Here is a 23,835-nt window from a genome sequence, read left to right on the forward strand (position 1 = left end):
ATCTCCGCCTCCAGCCAAAGCTGGACGCCTACGAATCACACCCTGCCGCGCCGCATCCAATCACAAGCCGATTCCAGCCTGGGCTACTCGGGTCTAGCCTCGCGCCATGACCGGCTATGGACAGTTCTGCGCCATCGCGCGCGCGCATGAAACGCTGGGCGGGCGCTGGACGCTGCTGATCGTGCGCGAGCTGCTTTGCGGCAGCCGCCGCTTCAACGAGATCCGCCGCGGCATCCCCCGCATTTCCCGCACCATGCTGGCCGAACGGCTGCAGGCGCTCACGCATCTCGGCGTGGTGCGGCACGAAACGGGGGAGTACCACCTGACACCCGCTGGCCAGGACCTGATGCCGCTGGTCGCCGCCCTTGCCACCTGGGGCCAGCGCTGGCTGCCCCGCCACGCGGCGGCTGAGGACCTTGATCTCGACCCGGTCCTCATCGACATGCAGCGCCAGGCGCATCTGGACCTGCTGCCGACGACACCCGCCGTGCTGCGCATCGCGCTGCGCGGCCAGCCGCTCCGCTTCATGCTGCTGAAGCGTGGCGAGGCCTCGGTCTGCGACCACAATCCCGGCTTCCCGGAGACGCTGCGCCTCGGCGGACCGTTGGCGGCGCTGGTGGCCTGGTGGCGCGGCGACGTGGCGTTCGCGCAGGCGCGACGGATGGGGCTGACGCTGGAAGGCCCGCGCCCGCTGGTGCGCGCTTGGCCCGGCTGGTTCGAACGCTACCGCTTTGCCGGTATCCGGTCCGAGGCGGCCTGAGCGGTCCGGATTCCGTACCCCACGGCCAGGCGCGGCCACGGCATCACCGGCGCACCATCCTCAAGGGTGATCCCATGCCACACGATGCCCTGGTCGCGCTCTGCCTCTTCGCCCTGGTCAGCTCGATCACGCCGGGGCCGAGCAACTTCATGCTGCTGACCTCCGGCGCCAATTTCGGCTTCCGCCGGACGCTGCCGCTGCTGCTTGGCATCGCGTTCGGGTTCGGTGCGCTGCTGCTGGGTCTCGGGCTCGGGCTCGGCGCGCTGATCGCGGCCTTGCCCGCGCTGCACCTGGCGCTGAAATTCGCCGGCGCCGCCTGGCTGCTGTACCTCGCCTGGCGGATCGGCACCGCGCGCGGCATCGGCGCCGGCGCGGCGGTGCCGCAACCGGTCGGCTTCCTCGAGTCGGCCGCCTTCCAGTGGATCAACCCGAAGGCCTGGGTCGCCGCGCTCAGCGCCATGGCGGTGTTCACCCGGGCAGAGGCGCCCTTCCTCTCCACGGCGCTGATCGCGCTCGTCTTCTCGCTGGCGATCCTGCCGAGCCTCGTTGCCTGGGCCGGGTTCGGCATGGCCCTGCGCGGCGCGTTGACCGACGAGCGGCGGTTGCGCGTGTTCAACCTGGCGATGGGGCTGCTGCTGGCCGGGAGCCTCTGGCCGATGTTGCGCTGAACACCGCAGCATCGAAATCAGGGCACGTGCAGCCGCAGCAGCCCGCGCGCGACGCGGGCGAGGATTCGCTCGCACGCCTCCGCATCGGCAGCAACCTCCCCGACCGTCACTCCATAGAGCCGCCCGGCGAGCATGCCCTTCTCATAGTCGCCGCGGATCGCATGTGCCGCGCGCGCCTGGGTGTCGCGCAGCAGCGCGTCCAGGCCGGGGCGCAGCGGGTCCTGGTCCGTGATGCAGCCCCTCGCCTCCTGCAGCGGGGCGATGGCCAGGAACCAGCGCTCGACCTCGCCGGGATGCACCACCTGCGCCGGCGCGGCGGTGGCGACCAACATCAGCAGCGCCGCGACGGGGATGATGCGCATGGCCTCGGCCTCGTCATGCGTTGCGGGATGCGCGGCAGCAGGGCGCGCCATGTCGCGTGGCATGCCCGAGAAAGGTTTACGCATGATGGCAGGCGACCAGCGTGCCGTCCTCCCGCGGCGAGAGCGGTGGCCTTTCGCCACGGCACAACTCCGTCGCCTTCGGGCAGCGCGGATGGAAGGCGCAGCCGGGCGGCGGCGAGAGCGGCGAGGGCAGCTCGCCGGTGATCGGGCGGAACTCCAGCGCCGCGTTGCTGTCCAGCACCAGCTTCGGCACGGAATGGAGCAGCCCCTGCGTGTAGGGGTGGCGCGGCGCGGCATAGACGCGCGCGGCCTCGCCCATCTCCACGATGCGGCCGAGATACATCACCGCGACACGGTCGCTGACATGGCGCACCACCGAGAGGTCGTGCGAGATGAACAGGCAGGTCAGCCCGAGATCCTGCCGCAGTTCGAGGAACAGGTTGAGGATCTGCGCCTGGATCGAGACGTCGAGGGACGCCACCGGCTCGTCGCAGACCAGGACCTCCGGCTGCATCGCCAGCGCGCGCGCGATCGCCACCCGCTGCCGCTGGCCGCCGGAGAACTGGTGCGGGAAGCGCGTGGCGAAGGCCGGGTCGAGGCCGACGCGACGCAGCCACTCCGCCACCATCTCCGGCGCCCGCGCGCGCGTCACCAGGCCATGCGTGATCGGTCCCTCGGCGATGGTTTCGCCAATCCGCATGCGCGGGTTCAGCGAGGCAAAGGGGTCCTGGAACACGGTCTGGATGCGCGTGGTGGTCTTGTGCTTGCCCCGCATCGGCGCGGTGCCGGAGAGCAGCACTTCCCCCTCGCTCGGCGCCAGGATGCCGGCGAGCATGCGCCCCAGCGTGGACTTGCCGCAGCCGGATTCGCCGACCAGGCCGAGCGTCTCGCCCTGCCGCACCTCGAGCGAGACGTCGGTGACGGCCTGCACCGGGCGCCGATCCACCTTCGCGCCCAGCGCCGCGGCGATGCGGTCGCCGAGCGTGATGCGCGGGCTGAAGCGGCGCGTCACATGCTCGGCGCTGAGGATCGCGCTCATGCTGCGGCCTCCGGTCGCCGAAGGGCGCAGCGGCGAAGCCGCGAGCGCCGGAGGCGTGAATCGGAGGCGTTCACGTCGTGCTCTCCAGCGCATGGTGGCAGAGCGCCATGCGGCCTGGCTGCGTCACCACCGGCGGGTCGGTGCGGCAGACCTCGGTAGCGCGCGGGCAGCGCGGGGCGAAGGGGCAGCCCGGCGGCAGGCTGAGCAGCGAGGGCGTGCTGCCGGGGATCTGGTTCAGCTTCTCGCCCGGCTTCGCCATCGCCGGCAGGCTGTCCAGCAGGCCGCGGGTGTAGGGATGCAGCGGCGCGCGCAGCACGGCGGCGACCGGCCCGCTCTCCACGATGCGGCCGGCATACATCACCAGCAGCCGGTCGGCGAGCGAGGAGACGGTCGCAAGGTCGTGGCTGATCCAGATCAGCGCCGTGCCCGACTGCTTCGCCAGCTGTTTCATCTCGGCGAGGATCTGCGCCTGGATCGAGACGTCGAGCGCGGTCGTCGGCTCATCGGCGATGATCAGGTCCGGCCCGTGCAGCAGCGCGATGGCGATGGCCACGCGCTGCCGCATGCCGCCAGAGAATTCGTGCGGATAGGCATCCAGCCGCGCTGCGGCGTCGGGAATGCCGACGCGCGTCAGCGTGCGCGCCGCGAGGTCCCGCCCGGCGCGCTCGCTGCCGCCGCCATGCGCCTGCACCGCCAGCATCATCTGCGTGCCGATGGTCAGCACCGGGTTGAGCGTCGCCGCCGGATCCTGGAACACCATCGCGATGCGCTTGCCGCGCAGCCTGCGCATCTCCGCCGGCGCCAGGCCCACCAGCTCGCGCCCGTCGAAGCGGATGGAACCGCCGACGATCTTTCCCGGAGGGTCCACCAACCCGATCAGCGAGAAGCCCGTCACGGACTTGCCCGAGCCGGATTCGCCGACGAGACCCAGGATCTCGCCGCGCCCCAGCGCAAAGGAGACGCCCTCCACCGCCTTCACCACGCCGGCGCGGGTCAGGAAATGCGTGCGGAGATCCTGCACTTCGAGCAGCAGCCGGGTCATGGCATCATGCGGCCGCAACGCGGCCGCCGCGCACAGCGCGCCCTTGTCGCCAGCGCAACAGCGCGTAGGCGCGAAGCCAAGCGGCCGGAGGCCGCGCCCGGCGTCTGAGGGCTCATCTCCGAAGTCTCGGGTTGAACTGGTCGCGCAGCTGATCGCCGACGACGTTGATGGACACGATCAGCACGATCAGCGCAATGCCGGGATAGACCGAAATCCAGGTCCGCCCATTCATCATGTACTGGAAGCCGTTGGCGATCAGCATGCCCAGCGAAGGCTCGGTCGGTGGCAGGCCGAGGCCGAGGAAGGACAGCGTCGCCTCGAGCGCGATCGCGTTGGCCACCTGCACCGTGCCCACCACGATCAGCGGCGGCAGGCAGTTCGGCAGGATGTGGCGGAACACCACGCGGTACCCCGGCAGCGGCGTGGCGCGCGCGGATTCGACATAGTCCTTCTGCCGCTCCGCGCTGGCGGCGCCATAGGCGGTGCGGGCGAAATAGGCGTACTGCGCGGTGACCAGCGCGATGATCAGCGGCACCTTGCCCTGCCCCAGCACCGCCACCAGCACCAGCGCCAGCAGGATCGCGGGAAAGGAGAGCTGCAGGTCCACCACGCGCATGATCGCGCTTTCCAGCGTGCCGCCGGCGTGGGCGGCGAGGATGCCGAGCATCGCGCCGATGGCCATCGCCACCGCGCCGGCCGCGATTCCCATCTGCAGCGAAATCCTCAGCCCGTACAGGATGGCGGAGAGCAGGTCCCGCCCCTGCGCGTCGGTGCCCAGCAGATGCACATAGCCGCCCGAGCCGACATGGCCCGGCGGCCGCCGCGCATCGGCAAGTTCGAGGTTGGCGAGGTCATAAGGGTCCTGCGGCGCGATCCAGGGCGCGAGCAGCGCCGCCGCCACGACGATGAAAACAACCAGCAGCGCCACCACCGCCACCCAGTTCTCGCGGTAGTCCCGCCAGAAGGCGCCCAGTGTGGCGCTCACGCCGCGCGCCCTCCGCGACGCAGCCGCGGATCGAGCAGCGCGTAGGAGAGGTCCACCACCAGGTTGATCGTCACGAACAGGAAGGCCACCAGCACGAGGTAGCCCACCATCACCGGACGGTCGAGCGAGGTGATGCTGTCGATGATCAGCTTGCCCACGCCGGGCCAGGAGAAGATGGTTTCCGTCACCACCGCGAAGGCCAGCGTCGAGCCGAATTCGAGCCCGAAGACGGTGACCAGCGGGATGGAGATAAGCCGCAGCACATGCCGGCGCAGGATGGTATACTCCGACAGACCCGCGGCGCGAGCGAACTTGACCGTGTCGGACAGCATCACCTCCCGCGTGCCGGCGCGCGACAGCCGGATCATCATCGCCAGCTTGAACAGGGAAAGGTTCAGCGCCGGCAGCGCCAGGAATTGCAGCCCCTCCCACGTCAGGAAGGACCACCCGACGCCGAACACCTCCACGGTCGGGCCCCGGTCGCCGGCCGGCAGCCAGTCGAGGTTCACCGCGAAGGTGAGGATCAGGATCAGCCCCACCCAGAAGGTCGGCACCGAGAAACCGAGCACCGAGACCGCCATGATGCCGCGCGAGAGCAGGCCATGCGGCCGGTAACCGGCATAGATGCCGAGGGGGATGCCGATGAAGGCGCCGATGAACACCGAGGCCAGCGCCAGTTCGAGCGTCGCCGGCAGCCGGCTCAGCACGAGTTCCAGCACCGGGATGTTCAGCACGAACGACTTGCCGAGGTCGCCCTGCAGCAGCCGGCCGAGGAATATCAGATACTGTTCGAGCAGCGGCCGGTCCAGGCCGTAATGCTGGATCGCGGCCTCGCGGATGTCCTGGGTGGCGTCGGGCGAGATCAGCACGTCGATCGGGTTGCCGATCGCGTACACCCCCGCGAAGACCAGCGCCGACATGGCGAGCATGACGAGGGCGGCCTGGATCAGCCGCTGGATGACATAGCCGAGCATTTTCCGAGTATCGGGCAGTGGACAGAAGGCGCAAGGCATTCCTAGCATCGCCGATGCAGGACGCTTCCCGGGGAGAAAAACACGCCATGCGCCGCGAATTCCGCCGCCTCGCCCTTTCCACCGCCGCCGCCGGCGCGCTGCTGATGGGGTCCGCCACCGCCCAGACGCTCACTATGGGTGTCATCGCCGGGCCGGAGAGCATGGATCCGCACTACACCGCCACCGGCACGCATTCGGAGGCGCTGAAGCACGTCTTCGACACGCTGACCCATTCCGGCGACCGCTTGCAGATCGAGCCTGGGCTGGCGGAATCCTGGCGGGTGGTGAACCCCACCACCTGGGAATTCCGGCTGCGCCGTGGGGTGAAGTTCCATGACGGTTCCGACATGACCGCGGAGGATGTCGCTTCCTCCATCCGGCGCATGCAGACGCTGTCGGGCCCCAATCCGCTTCGCATCTATGTGCGCCGCGTGCAGGAGGTGCGGATCGTGGATCCGCACACCATCCAGATCATCACCGACGGCCCGGCGCCGACGCTCCCCAATGATTTCATCCGCCTGTTCGTCACCTCCGCGCGCGCCACCGCCGGGCTGACGCCGGAGAACAGCAACGAGGCCTTCAACTCCGGCCGCGTTACCATCGGCACCGGCCCCTACCGCTACGTCTCCTGGACGCCGCGCGAGCAGTTCACCGTCGAGCGCTTCGAAGGCCACTGGACCGGCCGCCCGGCCTGGGCGCGGGTGACACGCCGCGAGATCGCCAACCCCGCGGCGCGCGTCGCGCAGCTGCGCACCGGCCAGGTGGACATGATCGTCCGCGTCCCCGCGGCCGACGTGACGACGCTCCAGCGCGACCGCAACATCACGGTGCTCAAGGGCGAGACGGTCTACGTGTTCAACCTGGCACTCGACCAGCGCGAGAGCACCCCGCAGGTGACGGCGAAGGACGGCTCGGCGCTGTCCGCCAACCCCTATCGCGACCCGCGCGTGCGGGAAGCGATCGACCTCGCCATCGACCGCCGCGCACTGGCCGAGGTGGCGATGGAAGGCCTCGGCACGCCACAGAGCCAGATGGTGACCCCCAACATCTTCGGCTACAACCCGGCGATCACCCTGCCCACGCCGAACGTCGCGCGTGCGCGCCAGCTGCTGGCCGAGGCGGGCTATCCGAACGGCTTCCGGATGGTGCTGAACTTCACCAACAACCGCCTGCCTGGCGACAATGCCGTGGGCACCTCCATCGCGCAGATGCTGGCGCGCATCGGTATCGAGGTGCAGGCCGCCGGCCAGCCCGCCGCGGTGATCTTCCCCGCCCGTGCGCGTGGCGAGCTTTCCAACATCATGGCCGGCTGGGGCACGCTGACGGGCGAGGCGAACTACTACTACTCGGCCAATGCGCACACCTACAACCCGGAGCTCCGGCTCGGTGCCTTCAACTGGACCCGCTTCTCCGATCCCGAGATCGACCGGCTGATCCAGGCCGCCAGTGTCGAGTTGGACGACAAGAAGCGGGAGGAGCTGCTGCAGCGCGTCGGTCTGCTCTACACCAATGCCCGCATCGCGATCCCGATCGCCGCGGTGGGCTCCGCCTGGGCGATGCGGCGCGACCGCGTGACGCTGCGGGTCGGGCGCAGCGACGAGGAAACCTATGCGTGGGACGTGGCGCCCGTGACCCGATGAGAATCGCGGACGCCAATTGGATGGACGTCGCGGCGTATCTCGGCCGCGACGACCGTTGCGTGCTGCCCTTCGGCAGCACCGAACAGCATGCGCAGCTCTCGCTCTGCGTTGACGCGATCCTCGCCGAGCGGGTGGCGGTGGAGGCGGCGGAGCCGCTCGGCGTGCCGGTCTATCCGGCGATGCCTTTCGGGCTGGCGCCCTACTTCGCCGCCTTTCCCGGAAGTGTCAGCCTGCGAGTCGAGACGCTGCTCGCCGTCGCCCGCGACCTGATCGAAAGCGTGGCACGCGCCGGCTTCCGCCGCGTACTCCTCGTCAACGGCCATGGCGGCAATGCGCCGGTCGGCGCGCTGGCGCAGCAGATGATGACGGAGCGGCCGGAGCTCTCCATCAAGTTCCACAACTGGTACAACGCGCCGCGCACCTGGGCCGCGGCGATGGCGCTCGATCCCTCGGCCAGCCACGGCAACTGGTTCGAGAACTTCCCCTGGACGCGGCTCGCGCATGCGCCCTCGCCGGAAGGCCGCAAGGCATCGGTGAACACCGCGCTGATGAAGGCCTCGCCGCCGGCCAAGGTACGCGAGATGCTGGGCGACGGCTCCTTCGGCGGGCCGTGGCAGATGCCCGACGAGGCCACGCAAGCCATCTGGGACACCGGCGTCGCCGAGACGCGAGAAGCACTGGAAGCTCCATGGCCGACCCGATCCTGATCTGGGGTGCCGGCGCGATCGGCGGCACGCTCGGTGCCTATTGGGCGCGTGCGGGGCACGACGTGCTGCTGGTGGACACCGTCGCCGAGCATGTCGAGGCCTGCCGAACGACGGGTCTCACCATCTTCGGCCCGGTCGAGGAGTTCACCCAGGTCATCCCCGCCGTCACGCCGCAAGAGCTGACCGGCACCTTCTCCCGCATCGTGCTGGCGGTGAAGGCGCAGGCGACGAAAGTCGCGCTGCCGATGCTGGCACCGCACCTGAAGGCGGACGGCTTCGTCTTCTCCGCGCAGAACGGGCTGAACGAGATCGAGATCGCGGCGGCGGTGGGGCCCGAGCGCACCATGGGCTGCTTCGTGAATTTCAGCGCCGACTGGCACGCGCCCGGCCGCATCCTGTTCGGCAGCCGCAGCGCCGTGGTGGTCGGCGAGATCGACGGCAGCATCCGCGACCGCACCCGCGCCATGCACGCCCTCTGCCGCGAGTTCGAGCCGGACGCCATCCTGACCGACGACATCTGGAGCTATCTCTGGGGCAAGATGGCCTATGGCGCGATGCTGTTCGGCACCGCGCTGAACCATGATTCGATGAGCGCCAACTTCGCCGACCCGGCACGCCTGCCGGCCTGGCTCGCGCTGGGGCGGGAAGTGGTGGCGGTGGCGCTTGCCCGCGGCGTCACGCCACGCGGCTTCGGGGAGTTCGACCCGATGGCCTTTGCACCGGGCAAGCCGGACGAGGCGGCCATTCCGGTCATCAACTGGCTGCGCGACTTCAATGCCAAGAGCGCCAAGACGCACTCCGGCATCTGGCGAGACCTCGCGGTGCGCAAGCGCAAGACGGAAGCGGGCGCACAGCTCAACATCGTGCCGAAGCTCGCCGCCGAGCTCGCCATCCCGACACCGGCGCTCTCCGCCGTCGGCCGCCTGATCGCCGACATCGAGGAAGGCCGGCGCGAGCAGTCGCCGGAGACCTTCGGCGAACTGCTGAAAGCGATCACGTGACCGATGCGGTCCTGACTCGGCTGCTCGCGGATCGCGAGGGCTTCGTCGCGCGCCTGGCCGCGCTGGTCGCCTGCCCCTCGGTCTCGACCGATCCGGCCTATCGCGACGGCATGGCGGCCGCGCGCGCGTGGTGGTGCGGGCGGCTGGCGGAGATGGGGTTCGCCGAGGTGCGGGAAATCGGCGCCGGTGGCCACCCCGCGATCGCGGCCTGCTGGCGCGGCGCCGGGCCGGGGGCGCCGACGCTGCTGGTCTATGGCCACTACGACGTGCAGCCGCCGGATCCCGTCGGCGAGTGGCGCTCGCCACCCTTCGTGCTGACGGCGCGCGACGGAAGGCTGCATGCGCGCGGCGTGTCGGACGACAAAGGGCCTTCGCTGCTCGCACTGGAAACGCTCGGCGCCTTCCTCGCGGTGGAAGGCCGGCTGCCGGTGAACGTCGCGGTGCTGCTGGAAGGCGAGGAAGAGTGCGGCTCCGCCACGCTGGAGAAAATCCTGCATGAGAATCGCGCCTTCTTCGCCGCCGATGCCGTGCTCTCCGCCGATGGTGCGCGCTGGCGCGCCGACCTGCCGACCATGACGGTCGGCACAAGAGGCTCCATGGCGGTGGAGTTCACGCTGCGCACCGCGGCGAAGGACCTGCATTCCGGCCGCTATGGCGGCGTCGCGCCCAATGCGCTGCACGCCATGGCACGCCTGGTCACCACGCTGCACGACGAGCACGGCAATATCCTTGTCCCCGGCTTCACGGACGGCGTGCCACCGGTGACGGAGGCCGAGCGCACCGCGCTGGCGGCGATCCCCTACGATGTCGCAGCGCATGACGCCTCGATCGGCATCGCGCCGAGCGACCGCAGCACCGCCGAGTTCCTCGAGCGCCTCTGGCTGCGCCCGACGCTCGACCTGAACGGCATGTGGGGCGGCTATACCGGTGCCGGCGGCAAGACGGTGATCCCCGCCGAGGCGCACGCGAAGATCTCCATGCGCCTGGTGCCGGGCCAGGTGCCGGCGAAGGTTGCGGACGCGCTGGCCGCGCATCTGCGCGCGCATTGCCCGCCGGGCACGACGCTCGAGATCCGTGCGACGCGGCAGGGTACGCTGGCCACTCATCTGGAAGGTGCCCACCCGCTGCTGGTCGCCGCCGAGCGCGCGCTGGAGCAGACCGCCGGCCGCGCGCCGCTGCGGGTGCGGATGGGCGCGACGCTGCCGCTCACCGATATCGTGCAGCGCGTGCTCGGCATCGGCACCGTGATGTTCTCCTTCGCCACCGCGGACGAGGATTTCCACGCCCCCAACGAGAATTGGCGCGAAAGCGCCATCCCCGAGGGCTTCGCCGCCTGGGTCGCGCTGCTGCGCAAGCTGGAGGGCACGACGCGCGCCGATTTCACCGGCTTCCGCGCCGGCTGACATGGCGGAGGGCTGGACCGCGGGCTGGGCGCGGCGGGTCACGACGGGGCGCGTCGGGCGGCTCGTCGGCGCCCTGGTCGTCGCGCCGCTGGGCGGCGCGATGGCGGGCCTATTGTTCGACGTGATCGTCGTCCTGCTGCTGGAGCGTGACACCTTGCACGACATCAACCGCTACCATGGCGCCAAGCCGATCTGGTTCGCCGTGCTGGCGGTGGTCTCGGCGCCGGCGATCATCCTGGGCCTGCTGATCGCGCATCTGGTCTTCGCCACGCTGCGGCTGCGTGCGCTATGGCCCTACCTGGCCGCCGCGACTCTGGCCGGGGCAGCTTTCACCTGGAACCTCAACGAATCCTGGGTCTCCTGTCCGCCGACGATGCAGGGCGCTTGCCCGCCGCCACCGCCGGCCGACCAGGTCACCAAGATCATGCTCGGCAATGTCGCCATGGGCCTGGCGCCGGCGGTCGGCGCAGCGCTGACCTTCTGGACCGTGCTGCGTCCCGACCGCGAACGCCGTACCTAAAGGGCATCCTTCACGAAGCGGCCCGCCTGCATGATGACGGGGATGTGCTTCCCCTGCCTCGTCAGCAGCGAGAGGTCCTTCAGCGGATCGCCCTCCACCACGATCAGGTCGCCGAAGGCGCCCGGCGCCACCGCACCGATCTTGCCTTCCATGCGCAGCAGCTTCGCCGCATGCATCGTCGTGCTGCGGATCACCTCGATCGCCGGCAGCACCTGGCCGCGGATGACGAACTCCTCCGACTGGTGGCGGTGCATCTCGCCGAGCAGGTCGGTGCCGAAGGCCATGGTCAGGCCAGCGCGGCGCATCCTATCCAGGCTTTCGAGGCCGGCAACCCGCACCGTGTCGATCTTCGCCACGCTTTCCGGCGGCAGGCCGAGCGAGGCGCCCTCATCCTTCAGCGCCTGGTAGGTGACCAGCGTCGGGCAGGCGATGGCGCCGGCCGCGGCAGCCTTGCGGGCGGTGGCTTCCTCGATCAGGTTGCAATGCTCGAGGCTGCGCACGCCGCATTCCACGGCGCGGCCGATCGCCTCATCCGTGTAGAGGTGCGCGGCGACATAGGTCTGGGCCATCTGCGCTTCCTCGACCGCCGCGCGGATCTCGTCCCTGCTGTAGCCCAGGAAGGCGATGGGATCGGTGGGCGAGGCCACGCCGCCATTCGCCATGATCTTGATGTAGTCGGCGCCGGCCTTGATCTCCTCGCGGCAGGCGCGGCGCACGGCATCCACGCCGTCGGCGAGGCGGCCAAGCGCGCCAAGGCGCGCCTCGATCCACGCGTTCTCGCGGTTGTCCCAGCGGCCGCGGCCGTCGCTGTGGCCGCCGGTGGAGGAGATCGCCTTGCCGCAGAGCACCATCCGCGGCGCCTCGAAATGCCCCTCGTCGCGCGCAGCGCGAAGCCCCTGCGTGGCACCGCCGAGGTCGCGGATGGTGGTGAAGCCGCGCATCAGCATCCCGTGCATGATCTTCGCCGCGCGAAAGGCGACCAGCGCATCGGGCAGCAGCGCGTGGCGCGCCAGGTTCACCTCGCTGGCGATGACGTGCACATGCGCGTCGATCAGCCCGGGCATCAGCGTGCGGCCCCGCAGGTCCAGCCGGCGCGCGCCGCTCGCCGTGATCGGGCGGTCGGAGACGTCCTTGATCAGTCCATCCTCGACCAGGACATGGCCTTCCACGGCACCCTCGGCGGTGCCGTCCAGGATGCGGGCGTTCTCGAACAGGGTTGCGGACATGGGGGCTCCTTCGGCGCGAAAGCTAGAACGCCACGCCTTCCTCTGCCAGACGCCTCTTCACCAGGTTCTTCGGCACCTTGCCATAGCCCGATTTCGGCAGCGCTTCCCACACCACCACCCGCAGCGGCTGCTTGTACCGGGCAAGGCGGTCCTGCAAATGCGCGAGCACTGCCGCCTCGTCCACCGCCATTCCCGCGCGCGGCACGACGCAGGCCACGCCCGCCTCGCCCCATTTCGGATGCGCGATCCCCACCACCGCACATTCGGCGATGGCGGGATGCGTCAGGATCGCTTCCTCCGCCTCGCGCGGATAGACGTTCGAGCCGCCGGAGATGTACATGTCGGAAGCGCGCCCGGTGATCCAGAGGAAGCCGCGCGCATCGAGCCGTCCGAGATCGCCGGTGTGGAACCAGCCGCCGGCGAAGGCTTTCCGGTTCGCTTCCTCGTTCTCGAAGTAGCCGGCGAAGACGGCGGGCCCACGCACGCAGATCTCGCCGATGGCGTCCGGCGGAAGGCGTGCGCCCGCTTCGTCGAGGATCGCCACCTCCATGCCGGTGCGCGGCACGCCGCAGGACCCGGCATTCTCGGGCGTGTGCATGTCCGGGCGCAGCACGGTGATGTTGCCGGTCACCTCGCCCAGGCCGAAATACTGCACCAGGCAGGCGCCGAGCTTCGCCAGTGCCTCCGCCTGGTCGGCCTCGTACATCGGCGCCCCGGCATAGATCACGTGGCGCAGGCTGGAATGGTCGTGCGCGTCCACCGCGGGGTGGCGCACCAGCGCGGTCAGGATGGTCGGCACGGTGAACATGTTGCTGATGCGGTGCGTCTCGACCAGCGCCCAGGCCTCCTCCGGGTCCAGCTTCTCGCCGGCCGTCAGCACCGTCACTGCGCCGCGTGCCACCTGCGCCAGCTGGTGGATGCCGGCGCCATGCGACAGCGGCGCCACCACGAGAGAGGCGTCTCGCTCCGTGGTGCCCGGCATCAAATCCGCCAGGTGGTTGGTGACGACGAAGGCGAGCTGCCCATGCGTCAGCACCGCCGCCTTCGGCCGGCCGGTGGTGCCCGAGGTGTAGAAGAACCAGGCCGGATCGCCGTACGCGACATCCGCTTCCGCATCCGGCAGCGTCGGCGCCTCCGCGGCGAGCAGAGTTTCGTAGTCCAGCTCGTCGTCCTCGCGGTCGCCCACCGCGATCACCTGGCGCAGATGCGGCGAGGCGGCGCGCACCGCCTGCGCATGCGCCTGGAAGCCGGCATCCCGCAGCATCACCACTGCGCGCGACGACGAACCCAGATACGCCACCTCGGCCGGTGTCAGCCGGAAATTGGTCGGGACCCAGACTGCGCCGGCCTTGAAGCAGGCCCACATGCTCTCGAACATCGCGTTCGAATTCCGCGAGTGCACCAGCACGCGATCGCCCTTGCCGACGCCGAGGCGCCGCAGAGCGGCCGCGAAGCGGTCCACCCGTGCATCCAGCTCGGCGAAGCTCCACACGCGGTCACGCCAGACCAACGCCGGCGCCTGCGGGATGCGCCGCGCCGTCTGGGTGAGCAGCCGTCCGAGATTCGCCGCCGTCGCCGGACCCATCGCCATCCCTCCCCGTCAGCGCGGCCAGGATAGGCTCAGGCGGGCTGCGCCTCCAGCCGGCGGCCGGCGACCGGTCGCGCCAGGGGACGCGGCGCGAAGCTGGCGGGGTCCGCCATCTCCCAGGATTCCGCGAGGCGCGGATCCACAGCGCCGCGCAGCAACGCACCCGGCTCCGGCGCGGGGTAGAGCTCGGCGAAGCTCCGCACCTCGTGGCGGGAGATCCGGCGCCAGAGATGTCGCGAGCGCAGCTGCGAGGGATGCTCCAGGCCCGCCGCCGCCGCGAGCTCCGCCAGCGCCTGCAGCGTCGCCGCGTGGAAATGCTGCACGCGCTCGGCCTTGTCCGGCACCAGCAGCGCACGCTGCCGCGTCGGGTCCTGCGTCGCCACGCCGGTCGGGCAACGATCGGTGTGGCAGGAAAGCGACTGGATGCAGCCCAGCGCGAACATGAAGCCGCGCGCCGCATTGCACCAGTCGGCGCCGAGCGAGAAGGCGCGTGCCATGTCGAAGCCGCTGGCGATCTTGCCGCTGACGCCGAGCCGGATGCGGTCGCGCAGCCCGACGCCGATCAGCGCATGATGCACGAAGGAAAGCCCCTCGCGCATCGGCATGCCGATATGGTCCATGAACTCCATCGGAGCCGCGCCCGTGCCCCCTTCGGCCCCATCCACCACGATGAAGTCGGGCGTGATGCCGGTCTCCAGCATCGCCTTGCAGATCGCCAGGAATTCCCAGCGATGGCCGATGCAGAGCTTGAACCCGGCCGGCTTGCCGCCCGAAAGCCGCCGCATCTCGGCGATCAGTTGCATCATGCCGGTCGGCGTGTCGAAGGCGGAATGGGCGGGCGGGGAGACGCAGTCGCGGCCCATCGGCACGCCGCGGATCAACGAGATCTCGCGGCTGACCTTCGCCGCCGGCAGCACGCCGCCATGGCCGGGCTTGGCGCCCTGGCTCAGCTTGAGCTCCACCATCTTCACCTGCGGCAGGTTGGCGGTCTCCGCGAAGCGCTCGGGCGAGAAGCGCCCGACTTCGTCGCGTGCCCCGAAATAACCGGAGCCGATCTCCCAGATGATGTCGCCGCCGCCTTCCCGGTGGTACGGGCTGAGCCCACCCTCGCCGGTGTCGTGCGCGAAGCCGCCGGCCTTGGCCCCACGGTTGAGCGCCCGGATCGCGTTCGCCGAGAGCGAGCCGAAGCTCATCGCCGAGATGTTGAGCAGCGAGGCGCTGTAGGGCTGCGTGCAATCCGGCCCGCCGATCAGCACGCGCAGCGGTTCGCTGGTCGGCTCCTTCGCGGCGAGAGAGTGATGCAGCCACTCGAAGCCCTCGGCATAGACGTCGTACTGCGTGCCGAAGGGCCGCTTGTCGAGCTGGCGCTTGGCGCGCTGATAGACCACCGCGCGCTTGTCGCGGCTGAACGGCGTGCCGTGCTTCTCGTCCTCGAAGAAATACTGCCGCATCTCCGGCCGGATCTCCTCCATGATGAAGCGGAGATGCGCGGCGATCGGATAGTTGCGGAGGATGGCGTGCCGCGGATGGTGCAGGTCGCGGACGCCGAGCGCCGCCAGCCCGCCGGAAACCGCCAGCCCCGGCAGCAGCCAGCCCCAGCCGCTGGGCCAGATCAGCAGGGCGAGCAGGAACCCCGCCGTGCCAAGGCAGGCGAGCGTCAGGCAGACGAAGCGCGGCGTGAAGGCGAGCGCGAGCAGGCGCGGCATGGCGTGACGTCCCTCCTGGACTGGCCAAGCCTATTCGCGATTGGTGGCAAAGACGTTACGAAATCGCCGCCGGCCTGCGTCATACCGGCCGGTCGCCCTTCTGCACCGTGAGCGTGCGGTTATCCGCCGCCGGCAGCATCCGCGCCGGGTCGCGGGTAACGACGATGTCGAGGATGGTCGGCGTGTCGGTGTTCGCCAGCCCCTCGCGCAGCGCGCCGTTCAGCGCCTCGGGATCGGTGACACGTATGCCGTGGCAGCCCATGGCCTTGGCCACCGCGGCATAGTCCATCTCCACCAGGTCGGAGGACTGGTAGTTGCCCGGGCCATACACCGCATGCTGCAGCGCCTTCACATAGCCGCTGGCCGCGTTGTTGAAGATGCAGCAGACGAAGGCGGCGCCGGCGCGCCTTGCGGTCTCCAGCTCGCCCATGGACATGTTGAAGCCGCCATCGCCGGTGAGCGAGACCACCCGCCGCCCCTTCCCCACGCCGAGCTGCGCGCCGATGCCACCGGGCACGCCATAGCCGATCGAGGCGAAGCCACGGTCGGCCACGAAGCCGCGGCCGGCCCGCTTGGTGTCGTGGAACAGCGCCCCCCAATGCGCGGCGAAGCCGCCATCGGCGACCAGCACGGCATCCGCCGGCATCACCTTGTTCAGCTCGCCGAGCAGGCGGCCGACATTGATCGGGCTCTCGACGCTTTCCAGCCGCTCGCGCGCGCCCTCGCGCCAGGCGGCCATGCGCTTCGGCACCTCGGCGCACCAGCCGGCACGGGAGGCCGCGCGCTTGCCGCCATCGCGCAGCGCATCGGCCAATTCCTCCAGCGTCGCGCGGGCGTCGCCGGCCAGCGCGACATCGTGCCGCGTGGTGCGGCCGATCTCCTCCGGCACCACATCCAGGTGGATCAGCGGCACGCCGGCGGGCATCAGCGTGAAGCGCTTGGTCGCGATCTCGCCGAGCTTGCAGCCCACCACCAGCAGGCAGTCGGACATGGCGATCAGGTCGTTGGCGATGCGCGAATAGCGCCCGAACACGCCGGCCGAGAGATCATGCGTGCAGGCGATCGCGCCCTTGCCGGACATGGTGTGCGCCACCGGGATGCCCTGCGCCTCGGCGAACGCCGTCAACGCCTCCTGCGCCTCGCTGATATGCACGCCGCCGCCGGCCAGGATCAGCGGCCGCTCCGCCCTGTCCAGCAGCGCCTCGGCGCGAGCGAGCTCGGCACGGTCGGGGCGGGAGCGGCGGGCCTGCGCGCGCAGCGTGCCGGGATCCACCCAGAAGTCGCTCGCGTCGAAGTCATGCTCGCCATGCGCGATGTCCTCCGGCAAGGCGAGCAGCACGGGGCCGGGCCGGCCGGAGGTCGCCACCGCGAAGGCACGGCGCAGGTGTTCCGGGATGCGGTTGATCACCTCGATGCGGATCGCCTCCTTCACCAGCGGGCGCAGCACGTCGAACTGGCGCGCTTCCTGCGTCATGTTCTTCCAGGCGTGCTGGCGGTTGGCGTCGCCGATGATGGCGACCATCGGCATCCCCGCGTTGAACGACTCCGCCAGGCCGGTCGCCAGGTTGGTCGCCCCCGGCCCGAGCGTGCCGTCCACCAGGCCGGGCCTGTTCGTCACGCGGGCATAGGCATCGGCCGCGAAGGCGCCGCAGCGCTCGTCGTTGATCAGCATGTGCTGCACGCCGAGCGCGCGGCAGGCCTCGTAGAACGGCAGCAGCTGGAAGCCGCCCATGCCGAACATCGGCCCCGCCTGGTGCAGCTTCAGCATCTCGGCCAGGGCCTGGCCACCGCTCATCCGGCGGGTCGCGTTCGAGGACATTCAGACATGCTCCAGCATGGCGGCGACGAAGTCGCGCGCCGATTGGCCAATGCGCCCGCCGCGCGATGCGGCGAGCGGGTTGAGGGCGGAGACGTAGCCGTCGCTCCAGGTGCTCATCCCCTCCCCGATGCGTGCCGAGAAGCAGGAGACGCAGGCGCCCGCGATGCCGCGCGCCTGCAGCGCCGGCAGGCGCGAGATGCCGGCGTCGTCGATCCCGAAGCCCGCATCGTTGTAGAGCGCGGCCAGCACCGGCGCCTTCACCGCCGTTTCCGGCTTGCCGCCGAGCAGGCCGCCATGCGAGCCGGTGACCACGATGTGCCCGGCATCGCCCGGCCCGACCAGACCGTTCGAATCGAGGACGAAGACGCGTACGCCGCGGCGCCCGGCATCCTCGATCTCACGGCGGGCCTCGCCCATCTCGAAGCGCGTCTGCGCGGCCGGCAGATCCTGGCCGGCCAGGATCGCCAGCGCTTCGGCCGCCGCCATGCCGGTCTCGATGCCGCAGGCGCCGGCCGGACCGTTCACCGCGGAGATCCGGCCGCGGGCCAGCATGTCCGCTCCGTCGCCGATCCGCGCCGTCATGTGCCCGACGCAGGCGCAGGGCACGCCGAGGCCGGACAGCCAGTCGAGCGCGCCGATCCCCGCCTGCTGCCGCCCGATGCCGGCATCATGCAGGATCAGCGCCGAGACGCCGCGGCGCACCGCGTACCAGCCGGCATATTCGCCGCCATGGCTGGCGCAGAGCGCCACGCGCCCGAACGCCGCCTCCGTCAGATGCGTCACGCTGTCCAGCACCAGCGGCGCGCCGTTGCGCATCGGTGTCCCTCCCCGGCTTGATTCCTTCGCCCGCTGCCGCATGCTCCGCAAGCCCCCGGGTCGAGAGGGGCGGGTTGAGGGGAAGCGTCCGTCATGACCTCCGGCGGTGACAACCGCGCGCGGCTGCTCGCGCTCTACGCCACCATGTGCCGCATCCGCGCCTTCGAGGAGACGGCGCTGGCCGCGCACCGCGCCGGCGAGATCCCGGGGCCGCTGCACGTCTCGGTCGGCCAGGAAGGTGTCGCCGCCGGCGTCTGCCTGAACCTGCGCCCCGACGACCGCATCACCTCCAACCATCGCGGCCACGGGCATGCGCTGGCGAAGGGCGCGGGGCTCGCAGGGATGATGGAGGAGTTGTTCGGCCGCGCCGGCGGGCATTGCCGGGGCAAGGGCGGCTCCATGCACATCGCGGATTTCTCGGTCGGCATGCTCGGCGCCAATGGCGTGGTGGCGGGCGGCATCCCGATCGCGGTCGGCGCGGCGCAGGGGCTGCGTCTGCTCGGCTCCACCGCCATCGTCTGCTGCTTCTTCGGCGATGGCGCGATCAACCGCGGGCCGTTCCTGGAAGGTCTGAACTGGGCCGCGCTCTACCGCCTGCCGGTGCTGTTCGTCTGCGAGGACAACGGCGTCGCCGCCTTCACCCGCGCCGAGAGCGTCACCGCCGGCCCTGGCGTCGCCGCGCGCGCCGAGGCGCTCGGCGTGCCTGCGGTGAGCGTGGACGGCAACGACGCGGCTGCGGTGGACGAAGCCGCGGCGCGGCTGGTGGCGGAACTGCGCGGCGGCGCCGGGCCGCGCCTGCTGCACGCCACCACCTATCGCCTCACCGGCCATACCAGCACCGACCCCGCCGCCTGGCGCGAGGCGGGCGAGGTGGAGGCGGCGCGCGCGCAGGAGCCGATCCTGCGGCTGCGTGCGCGGCTGCTGGCCGAGGGCGTGGCGGCGAAGGCGCTCGATGCGGTCGAGGGCGATGCGCGCGCCGAGATGTCGCAGGCCCGCGCCGACGCCCTCGCCGCCCCCTGGCCCGATCCCGCCATCGCCTGGGAAGACGTGCAGGATTCCGGCGCCGTGACGGGGGTGGCGTGACATGGCCGAGGTGACGCTGGTCGAGGCCGCGCGCCTCGCCGCCCTGCAGGAGATGCGGCGAGACCCGCGCGTCTGGGTGCTCGGCGAGGACGTCGCACGCGGCGGGCTGTTCGGCCAGTACCGCGGCTTCCTCGAGGAGTTCGGGCCGCAGCGCGTGGTCTCCACCCCGATCTCGGAGAGCACCATCATGGGTGCCGGCCTCGGCGCCGCGCTGGTCGGCACGCGACCGATCATCGAGATGCGCATCTTCGATTTCGTCATGTGCGCGATGGACGAGCTGGTGAACCAGATCGCCAAGATCCGCTACATGTTCGGCGGCCAGGCGAAGCCCGCCGTGGTGGTGCGCATGCCACACGGCATCTGGCGCAACTCCGCCGCGCAGCATTCGCAGACGCTGGAGAGCTGGTTCACCCACATCCCCGGCGTCGTCGTCGCGGTGCCGGCGACGCCCGCCGACACCGCCGGGCTGCTGGTCTCTGCGATCCGCAGCGACGATCCCGTGCTGTTCTTCGACCCGAAGAACCTCTTCCCGCTGAAGGGCGAGGTGGCGGAGGCGATCGCGCCCATTCCCTTCGGCACCGCGCGACGCATGCGCGAAGGCACGGACCTGACCATCGTCACCTGGTCCGCCGCCGTGCCGATGGTGGAGGAGGCCGCGGCCACCCTCGCCGCGCGCGGCGTCTCGGCCGATGCGCTGGACCTGCGCACGCTGTGGCCATGGGACGAGGATGCGGTCGCCGCCTCCGTTGAGCGCACGCGGCGGCTGCTGGTGGTGCATGAGGCGGTGACCACCGGCGGCTTCGGCGCCGAGGTGCTCGCGCGCGTCGTCGAACGCCTCGGGCCGGGCGCCGTGCAGGCGGCGGCGCGGCTCGGCCAGCCGCGCGTCCCGGTGCCCTTCGCGCCCCCTCTCGAGGATGCGCTGAAGCCCGACGCGGCAAAGGTCGTGGCGGCCGCGGAGGCGCTGCTGCGCCGGTGAGGCCGTGCAGGTTGCGCCGCCTCACGTGATCGTGCGCCTCGCTCATTCCACCCTGCGTTGCCACGGCGCCCGGCAACGCCCTACCGTCGCGCGGTGCCGATAGCGATGGCGAAGGCTGCGGAGGTGCGCGCGCGCGCGCCGGAGCGGCCGCAAGCCCCGATGCGCCTGTTGCTGCCCGCCGCCGTGCTGGCGCCGTTGGCGATCCTGGTGCTCGGCGCCTGGATCGCCTGGAACGGCACGCAGGACCAGGCGCGCGCCGAGATGGCGCACAGCGCCGATGCCGCCGCCGAATATGCGCGGAGCGTGCTCGATCTGCACCGCATGCGCGCCGAGCGGGTCAACGACCAGCTGCGTGGCCTGACCGACGCCCAGATCCGCGCCAACGAGCCCGCGCTCCACCACCTGCTGCAGCAGACGGCGGGCATCGGCAGCCTGAGCCCGCTCTTCCGCATCTACGCCTTCGACCGCGAAGGCCACGTGCTGCTGAACACCGATTTCCTGCCCTCGCCGCGCGCCACTGCCGCGGACCGCGACTATTTCCGTGCCCTGGCGCAACCCGATTCGCCAGAGGTGACGGTCGGCGAAACGCTGCTCGGCCGTGCCAACGGCCTGCTGTTCTTCACCGTCACGCTGCGGCGTTCCGGCACCGGCAACGGGCTGCCCCCGGGCGCCTTCGACGGCGTCATCAACATCTCCGTCGCCCCCGCCGCCCTGGCGGAAGGCCTGGCGCGGCTGCGCGGCTCGCCGGAGGACGTGCTGGGCCTCGTGCGCGCTGATGGCGCCGTGCTGGCCCGCACACTGCCTCTGCCCGCACCACCCCCCTGGCGCCAGCCGTCCGAGGGCGAAGTGCGCCGGCGCATGGAAGCCGGCGAGGACCGGTTCGAGCGGGTGGGTATCTCACCGCTCGATGGCGTGTCGCGGCTGGTGGCGTATCGCCGCGTGGATGGCTGGCCAGTCTATATCGCCGCGGCGCGCGACAGCAGCGTGATCCGCGCGCAGTGGCTGCAGAGGGTCGCGCTGCTGCTCGGCTTCGGCATGCCGGCGGTGATCGGGCTGGGCCTGCTCGCCCGCCTCGCCCAGCGCACCGCCGAAACCGCGCGGCAGGCGCTGCAGGCGCGGGTGCAGGAACGCACCGCGGCGCTGGCCGGCAGCGAAGGCCGGCTCCGGCTGGCGCTGGAGGCAGCCAATCTCGGCACCTGGGAGGCCGACTTCCGCACCGGCCTCGTGGCCCGGTCGGCCCGCACCGCCGAGATCATGGGCTATCCACCGGAACCGATGTCAACGCCGATACCCGCCTGGCGAGAGGCGCTCCACCCCGAGGATCGGCCAAGGGCGGTCGCCTGCTTCGAGGCGCTGCAGCGTGGCGAGACCGATCGCTACAGCGTCGAGTACAGGGTGCGACGCCCGGATGGCAGCCTTGCCTGGGTGGAGAGCTGCGTCCGAACGGTGGAACGCGATGCGGAGGGCCGGCCGCTGCTCGTCGCCGGCACGCTGCAGGACCTCACCGCGAGACGCGAGGCGGAGGAGCGCCGCGCGCTGCTCGCCCGCGAGGTGGACCACCGCGCGAAGAACGCGCTGGCGGTGGTGCAGGCGGCGCTGCGCCTGACGCCGCGCACCGACCCCGAGCATTACGCCGCGGCGGTGGAGGGCCGCGTCGCGGCGCTCGCGCGGGCGCACACGCTGCTCGCCGAGCAGCGCTGGGCCGGCGCACAGCTGCGCCAGCTGCTGGAAGGCGAGCTCTCCGCCTTCCTCGCCGGTGGCAGGCCGGACAGGCAGCCTCGTGCCGAGCTGGACGGCCCCGAATTGCGGGTGGCGGCGGCGGCGGCGCAGAGCCTCTCCCTCACCTTCCACGAGCTGGCCACCAATGCGGTGAAATACGGCGCGCTCTCGGTTCCCGATGGGCGGCTGCGGGTGGCGTGGAACGCCGATCCAGCTTCGGGGCTGCTGCACCTCCGCTGGCAGGAGACGGCGGGGCCGCCGCTCGGCCAAGCGCCCACTCGCCGCGGCTTCGGGGCGCGGCTGGTCAGCGCGACGGTGCGCGACCAGCTCGGCGGCCGCCTCGAACAGCGCTGGCTGCCTGACGGGCTGGAGGTGGAGATCAGCGTCCCGCTCGACCGGGTCTGCTCCGGCCCGCTGGCCGAGGCGGAATTCGCGGACTGACCGCCCCGCCTCAGCGCCGCAGCGTGAGGTGCAGCGCGAGCCCGCCCAGGCCGGCGCCCCCCAGCACAAGCGCCATCGGCCAGGGCGAGCCGCCGCCGAGCGCGCCGAGCAACACGCCCACCAGCGCGCCGCCACCGAATTGCAGCGTGCCGATCACCGCCGAGGCGCTGCCCGCAACCCGCCCGAGCGGCGCCATCGCCAGCGCGGAAGCCATCGGCAGCACCGCCCCCATGACCGAGAGATAGAGGAACAGCGACGCCAACAGCGGCCATAATGCGCCGGTCGCGACCGCCAGCGGCACCAGCAGCCCGGCGACCGCGCAGAGCATCAAGGCGCGCACCAGAAGATGCGAAGGCGCCACGGACCGGCGCACCAGGCGGGAGACGATCTGGCTCGCCAGGATCAGCCCGAAGGCGTTGGAGCCGAAGGCGACTCCGTACTCCATCGGCGAAAGCCCGTGCCGCCCCATGAGCACGTGCGGCGAGCCGACGAGATAGGCGAACAGGCCGAGCATCGGTACCGCGCCCGCCAGCGCATGCGCGAGGAACCGGCGGTCGCGCAGAATCTGCAGGTAGACCGCCAGCACGGCGACGAGATTGTCGCGCCGCCGCCGCTCCGGCGGCAGGCTCTCGGGCAACGCCAGGGCGACCAGCACGAGGGCCGCCGCCGCATAGGCCGCGAGCACCCAGAAGATCGCCCGCCAGCCGAAGGCCGCGACCAGCGCGCCGCCGAGCATTGGCGCCAGGATGGGTGCGGCGCCCATCACCAGCATCAGCATCGCCATCATCCGCACCGCGCCGCGCTCGTCGCAGAGGTCGCGCACCACCGCGCGCGCCACCACCATGCCGGCGCAGCCTCCGAGCGCCTGCACCAGCCGGAGCCAGGCCAGCGCTTCGGCCGAGGCGGCGAGCGCGCAGCCGAGCGAGGCGAGCCCGAACAGCCCGAGTCCCGCGATCAGCGGCAGCCGCCGCCCGTAGCGATCCGCCAGCGGGCCGACCACCAGCTGCCCCGCCGCCATGCCGAACAGGAAAGTGGCCAGGGTACGCTGCACGGCTGCCGGAGAGGCCGACAGATCCGCACCCATGGTGGGAAACGCCGGCAAGTACATGTCCACGCCGAGCGGCCCGAGAGCGGTGAGCGCGCCAAGCAGGGCTGCAAGCCGACGATAGGCTTCCGGCATCCACGCCCCGGGGTTGTGATGCCCGGTGGGGTAGCGGCCCGGCGCGGCGGCGTCCAGTGACCCCATGGTTGCGTTGCCGGCCAATGCGTTGTTAGCCTCGCGCCGGATGCAGCCTCCCGC

General features: G+C 71.1%; 21 protein-coding genes. 10 read left to right on the plus strand and 11 right to left on the minus strand.

What is annotated here, in order from left to right; translation table 11 throughout:
* Positions 1-106: 106 nt before the first annotated feature.
* Together ACESM1_RS18665 and ACESM1_RS18670 are read left to right on the plus strand one after the other, a co-directional pair.
* Positions 107-760 (plus strand): winged helix-turn-helix transcriptional regulator, encoded by a 654-nt coding sequence (locus ACESM1_RS18665; protein WP_372622639.1) that lies wholly within the window; start codon positions 107-109, stop codon positions 758-760.
* Between the two features lie 74 nt (positions 761-834).
* Positions 835-1,428 (plus strand): LysE family translocator, encoded by a 594-nt coding sequence (locus ACESM1_RS18670; protein WP_372622641.1) that lies wholly within the window; start codon positions 835-837, stop codon positions 1,426-1,428.
* A gap of 17 nt (positions 1,429-1,445) precedes the next feature.
* Here ACESM1_RS18670 and ACESM1_RS18675 read toward each other — a convergent pair whose 3' ends face one another.
* The 5 genes from ACESM1_RS18675 to ACESM1_RS18695 all read right to left on the minus strand — a co-directional run bounded on the left by ACESM1_RS18675 (position 1,446) and on the right by ACESM1_RS18695 (position 5,851).
* Complete coding sequence (locus ACESM1_RS18675; protein WP_372622643.1) at positions 1,446-1,841, minus strand: hypothetical protein; 396 nt, start codon at positions 1,839-1,841, stop codon at positions 1,446-1,448.
* A 25-nt stretch (positions 1,842-1,866) separates the two neighbouring features.
* Positions 1,867-2,850 (minus strand): ABC transporter ATP-binding protein, encoded by a 984-nt coding sequence (locus ACESM1_RS18680; RefSeq protein WP_372622645.1) that lies wholly within the window; start codon positions 2,848-2,850, stop codon positions 1,867-1,869.
* A 70-nt stretch (positions 2,851-2,920) separates the two neighbouring features.
* Positions 2,921-3,892, minus strand: coding sequence for an ABC transporter ATP-binding protein (locus tag ACESM1_RS18685; RefSeq protein ID WP_372622647.1), 972 nt, complete (start codon positions 3,890-3,892; stop codon positions 2,921-2,923).
* A gap of 112 nt (positions 3,893-4,004) precedes the next feature.
* Positions 4,005-4,877, minus strand: a complete 873-nt coding sequence (locus ACESM1_RS18690) for an ABC transporter permease (protein WP_372622649.1) — start codon at positions 4,875-4,877, stop codon at positions 4,005-4,007.
* On the minus strand, positions 4,874-5,851 hold the full coding sequence (locus ACESM1_RS18695; RefSeq protein WP_372622651.1) for an ABC transporter permease: 978 nt from the start codon (positions 5,849-5,851) through the stop codon (positions 4,874-4,876). The genes ACESM1_RS18690 and ACESM1_RS18695 overlap by 4 nt, the downstream gene beginning before the upstream one ends.
* An 86-nt stretch (positions 5,852-5,937) precedes the next feature.
* Here ACESM1_RS18695 and ACESM1_RS18700 point away from each other — a divergent pair, with 86 nt between their 5' ends.
* The 5 genes from ACESM1_RS18700 to ACESM1_RS18720 are packed head-to-tail and all read left to right on the plus strand — an operon-like array spanning position 5,938 to position 11,161.
* Positions 5,938-7,530, plus strand: a complete 1,593-nt coding sequence (locus ACESM1_RS18700) for an ABC transporter substrate-binding protein (protein ID WP_372622653.1) — start codon at positions 5,938-5,940, stop codon at positions 7,528-7,530.
* A 20-nt stretch (positions 7,531-7,550) separates the two neighbouring features.
* Positions 7,551-8,237, plus strand: coding sequence for a creatininase family protein (locus ACESM1_RS18705; RefSeq protein WP_372622655.1), 687 nt, complete (start codon positions 7,551-7,553; stop codon positions 8,235-8,237).
* Positions 8,219-9,238 carry a ketopantoate reductase family protein gene (locus tag ACESM1_RS18710; protein ID WP_372622657.1) on the plus strand — a complete coding sequence of 340 codons (1,020 nt, stop codon included), beginning with the start codon at positions 8,219-8,221 and terminating at the stop codon, positions 9,236-9,238. Before ACESM1_RS18705 ends, ACESM1_RS18710 begins: the two co-directional genes overlap by 19 nt.
* Positions 9,235-10,641, plus strand: a complete 1,407-nt coding sequence (locus ACESM1_RS18715; RefSeq protein WP_372622659.1) for a M20/M25/M40 family metallo-hydrolase — start codon at positions 9,235-9,237, stop codon at positions 10,639-10,641. The genes ACESM1_RS18710 and ACESM1_RS18715 overlap by 4 nt, the downstream gene beginning before the upstream one ends.
* Before the next feature lies 1 nt (position 10,642).
* Positions 10,643-11,161: a hypothetical protein gene (locus ACESM1_RS18720; protein ID WP_372622661.1), complete on the plus strand. Its 519-nt coding sequence runs from the start codon at positions 10,643-10,645 to the stop codon at positions 11,159-11,161.
* On the opposite strand, the gene ACESM1_RS18725 is transcribed toward ACESM1_RS18720, so the two are convergent.
* The 5 genes from ACESM1_RS18725 to ACESM1_RS18745 all read right to left on the minus strand — a co-directional run bounded on the left by ACESM1_RS18725 (position 11,158) and on the right by ACESM1_RS18745 (position 18,316).
* Entirely contained in the window at positions 11,158-12,387 is a 1,230-nt protein-coding gene (locus ACESM1_RS18725; RefSeq protein ID WP_372622662.1) for a metal-dependent hydrolase family protein, read from the minus strand. The genes ACESM1_RS18720 and ACESM1_RS18725 overlap by 4 nt on opposite strands.
* A 22-nt stretch (positions 12,388-12,409) precedes the next feature.
* Entirely contained in the window at positions 12,410-13,972 is a 1,563-nt protein-coding gene (locus tag ACESM1_RS18730) for an acyl-CoA synthetase (RefSeq protein WP_372622664.1), read from the minus strand.
* A 35-nt stretch (positions 13,973-14,007) separates the two neighbouring features.
* Positions 14,008-15,681, minus strand: a complete 1,674-nt coding sequence (locus tag ACESM1_RS18735) for an FMN-binding glutamate synthase family protein (protein ID WP_372622666.1) — start codon at positions 15,679-15,681, stop codon at positions 14,008-14,010.
* A gap of 79 nt (positions 15,682-15,760) precedes the next feature.
* Positions 15,761-17,500, minus strand: coding sequence for a thiamine pyrophosphate-binding protein (locus ACESM1_RS18740; RefSeq protein WP_372622668.1), 1,740 nt, complete (start codon positions 17,498-17,500; stop codon positions 15,761-15,763).
* Positions 17,501-18,316: a hypothetical protein gene (locus ACESM1_RS18745; RefSeq protein WP_372622670.1), complete on the minus strand. Its 816-nt coding sequence runs from the start codon at positions 18,314-18,316 to the stop codon at positions 17,501-17,503.
* A gap of 93 nt (positions 18,317-18,409) precedes the next feature.
* Here ACESM1_RS18745 and ACESM1_RS18750 point away from each other — a divergent pair, with 93 nt between their 5' ends.
* The 3 genes from ACESM1_RS18750 to ACESM1_RS18760 all read left to right on the plus strand — a co-directional run bounded on the left by ACESM1_RS18750 (position 18,410) and on the right by ACESM1_RS18760 (position 22,535).
* Positions 18,410-19,399, plus strand: coding sequence for a thiamine pyrophosphate-dependent dehydrogenase E1 component subunit alpha (locus tag ACESM1_RS18750; RefSeq protein WP_372622671.1), 990 nt, complete (start codon positions 18,410-18,412; stop codon positions 19,397-19,399).
* A gap of 1 nt (position 19,400) precedes the next feature.
* Positions 19,401-20,375 carry an alpha-ketoacid dehydrogenase subunit beta gene (locus tag ACESM1_RS18755; protein ID WP_372622673.1) on the plus strand — a complete coding sequence of 325 codons (975 nt, stop codon included), beginning with the start codon at positions 19,401-19,403 and terminating at the stop codon, positions 20,373-20,375.
* 105 nt (positions 20,376-20,480) lie between these two features.
* Complete coding sequence (locus ACESM1_RS18760; protein WP_372622675.1) at positions 20,481-22,535, plus strand: PAS domain-containing protein; 2,055 nt, start codon at positions 20,481-20,483, stop codon at positions 22,533-22,535.
* Positions 22,536-22,545: 10 nt separating this feature from the next.
* Here the strand turns inward: ACESM1_RS18760 and ACESM1_RS18765 are convergent, their stop codons facing one another.
* Positions 22,546-23,781 (minus strand): multidrug effflux MFS transporter, encoded by a 1,236-nt coding sequence (locus tag ACESM1_RS18765; protein WP_372622677.1) that lies wholly within the window; start codon positions 23,779-23,781, stop codon positions 22,546-22,548.
* Positions 23,782-23,835 lie beyond the last annotated feature (54 nt).

The organism is Falsiroseomonas sp., assembly GCF_041690465.1.
In the GTDB taxonomy this organism is placed as follows: domain Bacteria; phylum Pseudomonadota; class Alphaproteobacteria; order Acetobacterales; family Acetobacteraceae; genus Falsiroseomonas.